Annotated in this window: 14 protein-coding genes; 8 read left to right on the plus strand and 6 right to left on the minus strand. The window is 33.1% G+C overall.

The window, feature by feature from the left end:
- Positions 1-72: 72 nt before the first annotated feature.
- The 5 genes from ACJBCC_RS04830 to leuS form a co-directional block, all read right to left on the minus strand.
- Positions 73-762, minus strand: a complete 690-nt coding sequence (locus ACJBCC_RS04830; protein WP_299102385.1) for a zinc metallopeptidase — start codon at positions 760-762, stop codon at positions 73-75.
- Between the two features lie 103 nt (positions 763-865).
- Positions 866-1966, minus strand: coding sequence for an alanine dehydrogenase (gene ald / locus ACJBCC_RS04835; protein WP_299102383.1), 1101 nt, complete (start codon positions 1964-1966; stop codon positions 866-868).
- A gap of 214 nt (positions 1967-2180) precedes the next feature.
- Positions 2181-2615, minus strand: coding sequence for a hypothetical protein (locus ACJBCC_RS04840; RefSeq protein ID WP_299102381.1), 435 nt, complete (start codon positions 2613-2615; stop codon positions 2181-2183).
- A 4-nt stretch (positions 2616-2619) separates the two neighbouring features.
- Positions 2620-3558: a hypothetical protein gene (locus tag ACJBCC_RS04845; protein WP_299102379.1), complete on the minus strand. Its 939-nt coding sequence runs from the start codon at positions 3556-3558 to the stop codon at positions 2620-2622.
- Positions 3559-3583: 25 nt separating this feature from the next.
- Positions 3584-6412, minus strand: coding sequence for a leucine--tRNA ligase (gene leuS / locus ACJBCC_RS04850; RefSeq protein ID WP_299102377.1), 2829 nt, complete (start codon positions 6410-6412; stop codon positions 3584-3586).
- Positions 6413-6577: 165 nt separating this feature from the next.
- Here leuS and ACJBCC_RS04855 point away from each other — a divergent pair, with 165 nt between their 5' ends.
- The 7 genes from ACJBCC_RS04855 to ACJBCC_RS04885 all read left to right on the plus strand — a co-directional run bounded on the left by ACJBCC_RS04855 (position 6578) and on the right by ACJBCC_RS04885 (position 11223).
- A complete protein-coding gene (locus tag ACJBCC_RS04855) occupies positions 6578-7273 on the plus strand; it encodes a hypothetical protein (protein WP_299102375.1) in 696 nt (231 codons plus the stop codon).
- A gap of 25 nt (positions 7274-7298) precedes the next feature.
- A complete protein-coding gene (locus ACJBCC_RS04860; RefSeq protein WP_299102373.1) occupies positions 7299-8177 on the plus strand; it encodes an ABC transporter permease in 879 nt (292 codons plus the stop codon).
- Between the two features lie 49 nt (positions 8178-8226).
- Positions 8227-8586 carry a hypothetical protein gene (locus tag ACJBCC_RS04865; RefSeq protein ID WP_299102372.1) on the plus strand — a complete coding sequence of 120 codons (360 nt, stop codon included), beginning with the start codon at positions 8227-8229 and terminating at the stop codon, positions 8584-8586.
- Positions 8586-8849: a DUF3098 domain-containing protein gene (locus ACJBCC_RS04870; protein ID WP_299102370.1), complete on the plus strand. Its 264-nt coding sequence runs from the start codon at positions 8586-8588 to the stop codon at positions 8847-8849. Before ACJBCC_RS04865 ends, ACJBCC_RS04870 begins: the two co-directional genes overlap by 1 nt.
- A gap of 55 nt (positions 8850-8904) precedes the next feature.
- A complete protein-coding gene (locus ACJBCC_RS04875; protein ID WP_299102368.1) occupies positions 8905-9708 on the plus strand; it encodes an undecaprenyl-diphosphate phosphatase in 804 nt (267 codons plus the stop codon).
- Entirely contained in the window at positions 9708-10406 is a 699-nt protein-coding gene (gene truB / locus ACJBCC_RS04880) for a tRNA pseudouridine(55) synthase TruB (protein ID WP_299102366.1), read from the plus strand. Before ACJBCC_RS04875 ends, truB begins: the two co-directional genes overlap by 1 nt.
- Positions 10407-10557: 151 nt before the next feature.
- Complete coding sequence (locus ACJBCC_RS04885) at positions 10558-11223, plus strand: hypothetical protein (protein WP_407556548.1); 666 nt, start codon at positions 10558-10560, stop codon at positions 11221-11223.
- Positions 11224-11226: 3 nt separating this feature from the next.
- On the opposite strand, the gene ACJBCC_RS04890 is transcribed toward ACJBCC_RS04885, so the two are convergent.
- Positions 11227-11841: a thioredoxin family protein gene (locus ACJBCC_RS04890; RefSeq protein ID WP_299102362.1), complete on the minus strand. Its 615-nt coding sequence runs from the start codon at positions 11839-11841 to the stop codon at positions 11227-11229.
- Positions 11842-11920: 79 nt separating this feature from the next.
- Here ACJBCC_RS04890 and ACJBCC_RS04895 point away from each other — a divergent pair, with 79 nt between their 5' ends.
- A complete protein-coding gene (locus ACJBCC_RS04895; protein ID WP_299102360.1) occupies positions 11921-12484 on the plus strand; it encodes a DNA-3-methyladenine glycosylase I in 564 nt (187 codons plus the stop codon).
- Positions 12485-12525 lie beyond the last annotated feature (41 nt).

Below are 12525 nucleotides of genomic sequence, written 5' to 3' on the forward strand. Positions count from 1 at the left end.
AAAATAAAAGCTTTGAAAAAATCAAAGCTTTTAAAGATATTATTAATATTTAAATTGATTTTTTTTAAACCATTATCTTCTGTTTAAAAATATACTTACAAAGTAGAGTAGTGTTGCCAAAGAGCCTAATGCGGCTACTAAATATGTTCTTGCGGCCCATCTAAGTGCATCTTCAGAACCTTTATATTCTTCTGGTGTAACCATGTTTTTGTTCTTTAGCCAAGCTAAAGCTCTGTTACTAGCATCGTATTCTACGGGTAAAGTAATAAATGTAAACAACGTAGTAACACCAAACAATACAATACCAATTAAGAACACTGTACTTCCAAATACAGTACCAGAGGCAGATAAAAATAAACCAGCCATAATCACAATGTTAGAGAGTTTACTACTAATACCAACTGCAGGTACAATAGCAGATCTCATTTTTAACCAGTTATAAGCTGTTGCGTGTTGTACAGCGTGACCAACCTCATGAGCAGCAACGGCTGCAGCAGAAGCATTACGTTGATTATATACAACTTCACTTAAGTTAACGGTTTTATTTGCAGGATTGTAATGATCTGTAAGTTGACCAGGAGTAGAAATTACCTCTACATCATAAATGCCATTATCAGCAAGCATTTTTTCTGCTATTTCTCTACCACTAAGTCCATTTCTAAGACTTACTTTAGAGTAATACTCAAACTTACTTTTTAATTTTCTACTTACAAAAGTACTTACTAAGAAGATAACTCCTGCAATGATATAATAACCCATCATAATTTTAATCGAATTTTGAATTTACAATTGTAAAGATAACAAATAGTAAGCCAAATTTGAGTTAGGTAATATTGTCAGTTAAAATTATGACAGGATAAATTTATTACATAGCGTCTACTGACCAGTTAAAAGCTTCTGCGATCTCTTCATATACTATTTTGCCATCAACGATATTTAATCCTTTTGCTAACATGGCATCTTTTTCACAAGCCTGCTTCCAACCTTGGTTGGCTAAACGAAGCACATAAGGTAAAGTTACATTAGTTAAGGCTAATGTTGATGTGTAAGGTACAGCACCTGGCATGTTTGCCACACAATAATGTACAACATCATCAATGATATAAGTTGGATCTTCATGTGTCGTCGCTTTCGTAGTTTCCATACAACCACCTTGGTCAACGGCAACATCTACCAAAACAGTTCCTGGTCGCATATCTTTAAGCATATCTCTCGATATCAATTTAGGCGCTTTTGCACCTTTAAGTAAAACACCACCAACAATTAAATCGTGGTCTTTAATACGTTTTCTTATATTGTATTCACTAGAAAATTCCGTAACTACATGACTAGGCATTACGTCATTTACATAACGTAATTGTTTCATGTTAATATCCATAACGGTTACATGTGCTCCTAATCCTGCCGCCATTTTTGCAGCTTGGATGCCAACAACACCAGCTCCTAAAACTAATACACGTCCTGGAGGTACACCAGGAACACCTCCTAATAATACACCACGACCTTTAATTGGTTTTTCTAAATATTTTGCACCTTGTTGTATGGCCATTCTTCCGGCAACTTCAGACATTGGTGTTAATAATGGTAAAGAACCATCTTCATCTTCTACAGTTTCATAGGCAATACAAACGGCTTTGCTTTTTAACATAGCCTTTGTTAACGGTTCGCTAGAGGCAAAATGAAAATATGTAAACACGACATGGTGTGATTGTATTAAAGGATACTCTTCAGCAATAGGTTCTTTTACTTTTACAATCATATCACTAGATGCGTAAACGTCTTCAATAGTGTCTAAGACAATAGCACCTGCATCAATATAGTCTAAGTCTGAAAAGCCACTGCCAAAACCAGCACTTTTTTGAACATAAACAACATGTTTGTTTTTTGTTAATTCAAAAACACCAGCTGGTGTCATACCAACTCTGTTTTCATTGTTTTTAATTTCTTTTGGGACTCCAATTTTCATTTTTGTAGATTTTAATAGATTAATAGCTTTTGAAAATTACTATTAAATAAGGCGTATTTCCAAATTTGAGTATGAATTTGATTCCATTTTTACGAAATTAGTATTATTGTGTTAATATTTTAGAGACTTCTAAAAACCGTGTAGATTTTTAGTGTAAAGTGATATTCGACCAAAGTTAAAAAGTTTCGATTACCGTAAAAGTGCTCATATTGAGTTAGTTAGTGCTTGGTAATAATAAGACCTTGATAACCTTGTTATTTTGAAAGATTAAACTAAGCATTGCGGTTTGGTCGTTAGAAACTTTAAGACCTGTACCGATATAATAATTATATTGCTTGTTTGTAGAAGAATTTAATATTCTGGGTTGCCCTAATTTAGAAATCACGACTTGTTTAGAATCATTTATAAAAAGATCTCGATCGATAATATCATCTACCATTTGGTAGCGTTTCATAGGACTTTGTTTCCAACTTTTTTCAGAAAAGCGTTCGTCAAATACATATATGAGCGAACTGCTTATTATAAAAGATATAAATAAAATGAGACCTACTTGATTAATTTGACTGTTGCCATATTCAAAATAATCTTTGAAACTTTTTCGTTTTTTTTTAATTGGTGATTCTTCTTCCGAGGGTTTGTCTAAATACATAACATTACGCTTTTATAAGTTCAGCGTAACTCAGAAAATAGTGATCTTCGCAAGGCGTCATTGCATGCGGATAATTCGGTATAAGAATAACACCTTCTGAGGTTAAATTCCATGTCTTGTATTGCCAATAACTGTCGTCTACAAAAGTTTCACACTCTTCATCTGCAACATCATTTTCAGAATCTTGATATTTGTCTTTTAATTTCTGAAAGAAATCAACCTTTGGATATAAAGATTCTACGTCCTCAAGGACCTCTAATGTTTTAAGGTTAAAATTATAACCTACGTTGCCATGCGAAGGATGTGCTCCACCACAATAGACACTGTATTGTTTTAAATAACTTATAAATTTATCATTGACGAGGTTGATTTCGTATGAAATCTCAAACCAAGAATTACAGTCTAAATTATCTTTAGCATCTTCAAGGTGAATAGCATCTAAAATAGGATTGAACTTAGCTCTTTGTGCTTTTGTAAAACCGTTGCCTAATCTAAATAATGGTAATTTTGAATATTTCTCTGTAAACCAAACCAACTGTTTGTCCTTGAAATTAACAACACTATCTTTTACAAAAGTTAGTTTAGGATTTCTAAAATCTTCTAATGGTTCTTGTTCTGTTTCGGTTAAAATGACTTTATAAGTATCATCTTTTAAAGTGAAATTGCCTATAAGTTGATTGCCTTTTTTTGTTAAGTCAAAAACTTCGTCGGCATCAAAAACCTTTTCATGTGAGAAGTAATATCCATCAATTAAAGCGACACTTTCTTTATTAAAACGACCACAAATAGGAATACTTATTAATTTAGAATCGTAAAAATAATAACCTTCTAATTCGCCAGAGGTTGAGTCTTTTTCATGTGGATAAACGTTGACTTCTAAATGAATAGGATAATTACCAATAGTACCAACATAACTTTGAGACCAACCTATAATTGGTAACAAAGTTATGATGATATGTTTTATCAGTTTACCCAACAATATTTACAATTTTACCAGGCACTACGATGACCTTTTTAGGTGTTCTGCCATCTAATTGCGCTATGGTTTTCTCGTGTGCCATAACGGTTTTTTCGATATCGTCTTTGCTCATATCCATTGGTAACTCTAAAGTAAAACGCATTTTACCATTAAATGAAATAGGATATTTTTTACTGCTTTCTACTAAATGACTGGCTTCAAATTCCGGAAAATCTACAGTGGATATAGAGCCTTCATGTCCTAATTGCGACCATAATTCTTCAGCAATATGCGGTGCATAAGGCGAAATTAAAACCAATACTGGTTCTAATATATCTTTACTTGTACACTTTTGAGCCGTTAATTCGTTTACAGCAATCATAAAGGTAGAAACAGAGGTGTTAAAAGAGAAATTCTCAATATCTTCTTGTACTTTCTTTATGGTTTTATGTAAGGTCTTTAAGTTGTCTTTTGTTGGTTCTGCATCGTTAACTTTTAAACCATCTTCGCTAACATATAATTTCCATAGTTTCTTAAGGAAACCGTGAACTCCTGTAATACCAGCCGTATTCCAAGGTTTGTATTGTTCTAATGGACCAAGGAACATTTCATAAAGTCTTAGGCTGTCTGCGCCATAATCTGCTACAATATCATCTGGATTAACGACGTTGTATTTTGATTTCGACATTTTTTCAACGTCTCTTCCAACTTTGTAAACACCGTCTTCAAGAATAAATTCAGCATCAGCATAATCGTCTCCGAATTCAGAATCTTGTTTTAACCCTTCAATATCTAATTCATCTGAAGCGTTGATGTATTTAACCTTTACATGAATTGGAAGCACATTTTTATCTTCAGTTAATCCTTTAGATAAGTATGTATTTGTGTTTTCTTCTCTATAAACAAAAGCACTAGTCCCCAAAATCATTCCTTGGTTAATTAGCTTTTTAAAAGGTTCTTCAACATTTACAAAACCTCTATCTTTCAATAATTTTACCCAAAAACGAGAGTACAATAAATGACCTGTTGCATGTTCGCTTCCTCCAATGTATAAGTCTACATTTTCCCAATACTTTAAGGCTTCTTCACTTGCAAAAACGCCATCTCTATTGGCTGCATCTTCCATATAACGGAAAAAATACCAAGAACTTCCTGCCCAACCTGGCATGGTGTTGAGTTCTAAAGGATGAATAGTTGTATGGTTTATCTTATCATTAGAAACCACAGCATTATTTTCTGTATCCCAAGCCCAAACGTCTGCACGTCCTAAAGGTGGTTCGCCTTCTTCTGTTGGTAAATATTTTTCAACTTCTGGCAATACAATTGGTAAATGTGCTTTATCAATCATTTGAGGCATGCCATCAACATAATATACTGGGAACGGTTCGCCCCAATAACGTTGACGAGAAAATACTGCATCTCGTAAACGGTAATTGGTTTTACCTTCGCCTTGTCCTAATTGCTCAAGTTCATAGATAGCTCGTTTGCTTGCTTTTTTATAGTTCATTCCGTTAAGGAAATCGCTATTGGCAATTTTTACATTGTCTTTAGAAGCAAAGGCTTCTTCAGAAATATCTACACCTTCAAATATATTTGGTATTGCTATGTCAAAATGTTTTGCAAAATCAAAATCGCGTTGGTCGCCACAAGGTACAGCCATAACTGCTCCTGTTCCGTAGCTGGCTAAGACGTAATCGCCAATCCAGATTGGAATAGGTTCTTTAGAAAACGGATGCTCTGCATAAGCGCCTGTAAATACACCAGAAATGGTTTTTACATCTGCCATACGATCGCGTTCGCTTCGTTTTGCTGTTTTTTCTATGTAAGCTTCAACTTCTGCTTTTTGTGCTTCGGTTGTAATTTTTGATACTAATTCGTGCTCTGGTGCTAAGGTCATAAATGATACTCCAAAAATGGTATCTGGTCTTGTGGTAAATACGTCTATGGTATCATCATGACCATTCACATTAAAAGTAACAGAGGCTCCAACTGATTTTCCTATCCAGTTTTTCTGAATGTCTTTTAAAGCATCTGTCCAGTCAATAGTATCTAAACCTTGCAATAAACGTTCTGCGTAAGCTGAAATTCGCATGCTCCATTGTGTCATTTTTTTACGCACAACAGGATGTCCTCCTCGTTCTGAAACTCCGTTTACAATTTCGTCATTGGCTAAAACGGTTCCTAATTCTGGGCACCAGTTAACTTCAGTTTCTGCTAAATAGGTTAATCTGTATTTTAAAAGAATGTTTTGTTTTTCAACTTCAGAAAAAGCGTTCCATGCTTCAGCAGTGAACGGTTCTATATTTTCATCGCAAGCAGCATTTACTGTGGTATTACCTTCAGCTTCAAATTTTGAAATTAAAGTTTTTATGTCTTCAGCTTTATTTGATTCGTTGTTGTACCAAGATTCAAATAATTGAATAAAAATCCACTGCGTCCATTTGTAATATTCAGGATTACTAGTTCTTACTTCTCGGCTCCAATCAAAAGAAAAACCAATTTGGTCTAACTGTCTTCTGTAAGTTGCAATATTAGCCTCTGTTGTTACTGCAGGATGCTGACCAGTTTGAATGGCATATTGCTCTGCTGGCAACCCAAAACTATCGTAACCTTGTGGATGTAAGACGTTAAATCCTTTATGGCGTTTATAACGTGCATAGATATCACTAGCAATATAACCTAAGGGATGACCAACGTGTAAACCTGCACCAGAAGGATAAGGAAACATATCTAATACGTAGTATTTTGGTTTGTCGCTTGTATTTGAAGCTTTAAACGTTTGGTTTTTTGCCCAATGGTCTTGCCATTTTTTTTCAATGGTATTGAAATCGTACATCATTATATTTTGCCTTGTATTGAAGTCGCAAATTTAAACTTATTGACTGATAATTAAAGGGAGAAGCGTAAAAATTATAGTATCGATTTCATTCAAAATTATAGAGATTATTACTTGCGTGGCTATAATATTTATTAATTTCGTGGTACGTAACCTTAGCGCATAAAAATGAGCGAAAAATTTGAATCTATTCTTTTAGAGCACGAGACTCTAAACAAGCTTATCACGGAAAAAGACCTGAATACGTTTGTGAAATTTCCATCTTTTGATACGTTTAGTACAGAATTTATTGATTGGCTAAGCCCTAAATATTATGAGGCTTTTGTTGAAATATACAACACGCATTTAGGTACAAAGAAAGAAGCAAAGGTTGTTAAGCTTATTAATTCTACTTGGTTTTGTAATGCAGAAACAACAAATCGAATTGTAGAATTTTTATCTGAGCGTTTAGATGCTACGGTAGAATTATCAAAACAATTAAATAAAAAAATTACAGGAAATAAAAACCTTGAAGACATTATTAATGTCAGTGCAGCAATGGTAAACGATGTTTTAAATTACATTAATAAGGCCATTTTTGAAAAAAACCTTCCTGTAATTACAAAGAAAAAGGATGAAATTTTAGATAATAGTTTGGCTGTTTGTGAAGAACTAAAACAATATAAAGCATCGAGGGAAGTAGAATTTCAGATGTTTAATGGTATTTTGGATAGACTAAAAAGTATTAAACTAAACCCAGAACAACAAGTGCGTTATGATGCATGTATTTCTAAATCGAAATCATCATCTAATAAATACGTAATAATAACCGTTATTCTTGTAATTCTATTTATAGTTAGAATGATTGCGAGGTTTGCGAATTAAATAATAAAATTTACAGAATAAAAATATGGCATCATCTTTTGACAAATATCAAAAACGTAAACTTATATCTTCTTACATATCTGTGGTAATTAGTATTGCTTTGGTATTGTTTCTTTTAGGTTGTTTAGGCCTTTTAGTAATTAATTCTAAAAAAGTAGCAGATCACTTTAAAGAGCAGGTGATAATGACGATTTACTTAAACGATACAGCAAAAGAGGTCGAGGTAAATCAGCTAAAAAAGAGTTTAGCGATGGCAGATTATACTAAAGATGCCCTTTATGTCTCAAAAGAAGAAGCTGCCGAGTTTATGAAAGCTGAAACTGGTGAAGATTTTATGGATTTTGTAGGATACAATCCATTAAAGAATTCAATAGACGTGCATTTAAAAGCCGATTTTGTAACCACAGAACAATTAACAGAAATTACAGAGAGTTTATCTAATAAAGCTTTTATTGAAGAAATTAGATATGATAATGATTTGGTTGAATTAATGAACGATAACGTAAAGAAAATTACATTTTGGGTATTGCTCATAAGTGGCATATTTACCTTAATTGCTGTTCTGCTGATTAATAGTTCAATCCGTTTGGCAGTTTATTCTAAACGATTTATAATTAAAACGATGCAAATGGTTGGCGCAACAAAACGCTTTATTCGTAAACCATTTGTTTGGAAAAGTGTACAACTGGGCATTATTGGTGCTTTAGTAGCTTTAGCTGGTATGGCTGTGGTTTTGTATTATTTAGATATTTCATTTCCAGAATTAGAATTACTTAAAAACACTGTTTTAATTGTTGCTCTTTTTGTTGGAATTTTCTTGTTAGGTATTCTTATCACTTGGATTAGTACGTTTATTGCAACACAACGTTTCTTGAACTTAAAAACAGATCAGTTGTATTACTAAGAGAGAAAATAAAAATGTTTGCTTTTCGTTATTACTGAAAACGCCAACAATGAAATCCTCAGTTAGAAATGCCATTATTATTGTTTTGTCTTTAGTTTTAGTACCAGTTCTCTTTTTTAAGTCGTGTGTAATTCAAAACCCAAAACCATCAGAATGTAAGGTGGTAACAGCAAAAATAATCGAACTTAGAGCAGGACCAACATTCGATATTGGTTTCACAGGAGATCAAGGAGAACGATTTTATATTAATAGAGGTATAGAGTCTGGTTTAAATTTAGATTCCCTTAACGCAAAAGTTTTAAATAAAACCGTTACTTTGCATCTACCAATTTTACTGTATGGACCAACAAGACATATAGCACAGTTGGAGATTGATGGTCAAATCCTTTATTCAGAATTTAAAAACTAATGGGAGAGCAAAAAAGAAAAGAAGAATCTAAATCCGAATTTATCTTTGGAAAGAAAAACTACAAATTCTTATTTATAGGTTTAGCATTTATCGTTATTGGGTTTATCCTAATGTCTGGTGGAGGAAGCGATGATCCTAACGTTTTTGATGAATCTATTTACAGCTGGAGACGTATTCGTTTAGCACCAACTTTAGTGCTTATTGGTTTTGGTATTCAGGTTTATGCTATTCTTTTAAATCCAAATAAAGAATCCAAAAAATAACACTCAATTTGTTTACTTTTGCTACGTATCTTCCCTTAATTGATACTTTAGTCCCATGGAAATTATAGACGCTGTTATTTTAGGAATTATCCAAGGACTTACCGAGTTTTTGCCTGTATCATCTAGTGGTCATTTAGAGCTAGGAAAAGCCATTCTTGGCAGTGATGCTATACCAGAAGAAAGTTTAATGTTTACCGTAGTTCTTCATTTTGCTACGGCATTAAGTACTATGGTTATCTTTAGAAAAGATATTCTAGAGATTATTAAAGGTATAATTACTAGCATAACGACATTAAAGTGGACAGAAGAATCTAAGTTTTCACTCAAGATTATTGTATCCATGATTCCTGCAGTGATTATTGGTTACAAATACGAACGCGTTTTTGAACAACTCTTTGGTAATAATATTCTGTTAGTAGGTGCAATGCTTATAGTCACAGCATTATTACTGTTTTTAGCAGATAGAGCTAAGAAAACACATAAAAAAGTATCATTAGCAGACGGATTTATAATTGGGATTGCTCAAGGCATAGCCATGTTACCAGGTATTTCTAGATCTGGTGCTACTATCTCTACTTCAGTTCTTCTAGGAATTGACAAAACCAAAGCGGCTCGATTTTCATTTTTAATGGTTGTGCCATTAATATTTGGAAAAATAGCTAAAGATGTTTTATCTGGCGAATTAACCTATAGTAGTACAAGTTTTACTTATTTAAGCGTTGGTTTTATTGCAGCTTTTGTTTCGGGTTTATTCGCTTGTACCTGGATGATTGCTTTGGTTAAGAAAAGTAAATTAACCTATTTTGCTATCTATTGTGTAGTTGTAGGTGTAATAGCAATAATCTGGACTCAAATTTAATGCAAACAAAAGACGATTTTTTAAACGGCCAAGTCTTACTTATAGATAAGCCATTGACCTGGACTTCTTTTCAGGCTGTAAATAAACTGCGTTGGGAAATAAGGCATGCTTTCAATATTAAAAAAATAAAAGTCGGTCATGCTGGGACTTTAGATCCTTTAGCAACAGGTTTGTTAGTGATTTGCACAGGTAAAATGACTAAGCAAATTAATACGTTTCAAGGACAAGAAAAAGAATATACAGGGACTTTTGTTTTAGGTGGAACAACACCTTCTTATGATTTAGAAACAGAAGTCACGGAAACTTTTCCAACAGAGCATATAACAGACGAATTAATTCACGAGGCTACGCACCAATTTATAGGAAAGATAGATCAATATCCTCCAGTTTTTTCAGCGCTTAAAAAGGACGGAAAGCGATTATACGAGTTTGCAAGAGCAGGAGAAGAGGTTGAAATTAAATCGAGACAAGTAGAAATCTCAGAATTTGAAATTACAAAGATTGATGGTTTAGAACTCCATTTTAGAGTGGTTTGTAGTAAAGGAACTTACATAAGATCTTTGGCAAATGATTTTGGTAAAGCCTTAAACTCTGGTGCTCATTTATCGGCTCTACGTCGCACAAGGATTGGAGATTTTAAAGTTGAAGATGGATTAACTCCTGAAGAATTTATAGCCGGTTTACCTTCTAAAGATTGATTTAACAAGGGTTTAATATTGGTATTTAAACTATTTCGTTGTTATATTCGTATATAAAATATCATATAAATCGCTTACTACTCTGAACTTACTTGATAAACATAAGGCATTAATTATTACAATTCTTCTTTCAGGAATTGTAGTTCTTGTATTGTTTAGTGCGCAGTTAAAACTTAAAGGAGATCTCATAAGTGAAAGCTATTATCTTCTAGAACCCGAACCAGAAAAAACGGAAGAAGACATTAAAAAGCTTGAAGATTTAAATGCTGAGTCTACCAATAAAGCTTTTAACGAAGATCAGGAATACAAGGACATGATGCGCAACTTTAAATCAGTTAGTGCAAATGATTTTGAGCGAACGACTAAAGCCATAGAAGAGGCAAGAGAAAGCGCAGAAGAGACTGAAGAAACGAGTGCTAGTAAATCGTATGCTAATTCAGGTGAATATGCTTTAAATACTGATGAAACCAGTTCTTACAAAAAACTACAAGAAGAATTACAACAGCGCTTAAAAAACAAAAAGCAAGCTGATGAGCATGCTAAAAATAAAGGTACATTAACCTATTCGCTCAAAGGGAGAACTTTAGCATATTATAAGATTCCGCGTTATCTCTGTGAGGTTGGCGGAAAAATAGTAGTTAATATTAAAGTTAACGGCTCTGGTAATGTTTATGATGCTTATGTCAATGGTTCGTCTAACTCTAGTAATAAGTGTTTAGTAGACCATGCAATTGCTTACGCAAAGTCTGTTGAGTTTAATAGTTCTGATAGAAACGATCAATTAGGAACAATAATATTTTTGTTTAAAGGCAAATAGAATTTAACCAATCAAATTTGCCAAATCTTCTAAAGTAGATTGCCCTTTGTCTTTATTATACCAACGTTGAAGGTCTTCTTTAAATTCTGCAGTAATAACACCATGCGCTTCTTTATAAGCTTTAACCATATTAGTTGCAACTGTTGGTCTTGGACCAAAAGTATTTAAGACCTCATTGGTTTCAGAATCTAGCATTATTAACTTAGGTATTGCTTTTCCGCCATTAGTTAAAAACTGATTCATTAAAGACTCATTTTCATCTCTTAGTACCACTTTATAATCAATATTATCATTGAGTTCTGCAGCTTTATGAATAATTGGCATTATGTGAGCAGCATCACCACACCAACTTTCCGAAATAACTAACCAAGTGATTTTCTTATCAAAATCTTTAAATTTGGTCTTTAAGTCTTCAGCAACTTTTCCAGTTTTATCCCAACGTCTCATTCGTCTATCGTTTAACTGTGTGTAATTTGCCATTGCTTCAGATTTGTCATTACCAGTGGAAGAGTTTTCTTCAACTAAGTTTATAACTAATGCTCTGTATTCAGGATAAGTCATACTTTTTTCTAGACTTTCTGAAATAATTGTATTTATTGCGAGTGTATCTGTGTTCATATAACAAAAATAAGATTGCATTGCATTTTTTTGTGCAACTGTTGTTACATTAGTAGCACTATTTTAAAATCCTTACAATATGAATAAAAACAGATGTGGTTGGTGCGTTGGTAACGATTTATATGAAACCTATCATGATGAAGAATGGGGAAAACCTGTTTATGATGATGATACGTTGTTTGAGTTTTTAATGTTAGAAACATTTCAAGCTGGTTTAAGCTGGATTACTGTTTTAAAAAAGCGAGAGAATTTTAGAAAGGCTTTTGATGATTTCGACTACAAAAAAATTGCCAATTATAAAGCTGATAAAGTTGAAGCTTTATTGCAAGATGCTGGCATAATTAGAAATAAATTAAAGGTAAATGCCACCGTAACTAATGCTCAGGCTTATATGAAAATTCAGGAAGATTATGGTTCTTTTTCAAAATATATTTGGGATTTTGTAGATGGAAAACCTATTAAAAATAAGGTTGGAAATTATAAAAATGCACCTGCAAATACGCCAATTAGTGATGCTATAAGTAAAGATTTAAAAAAGCGAGGTTTTAAATTTGTTGGTTCTACGGTTATCTATGCGCACATGCAGGCGACAGGTATGGTAAACGACCATGAAACATCTTGTTTTAGATATGATGAAGTTTAAACTATTTGCTTCAAGCAAAATTGAAACTAAATTGAAAGCTT

The organism is Winogradskyella sp. 4-2091 (assembly GCF_045765065.1).
Lineage (GTDB): Bacteria > Bacteroidota > Bacteroidia > Flavobacteriales > Flavobacteriaceae > Winogradskyella.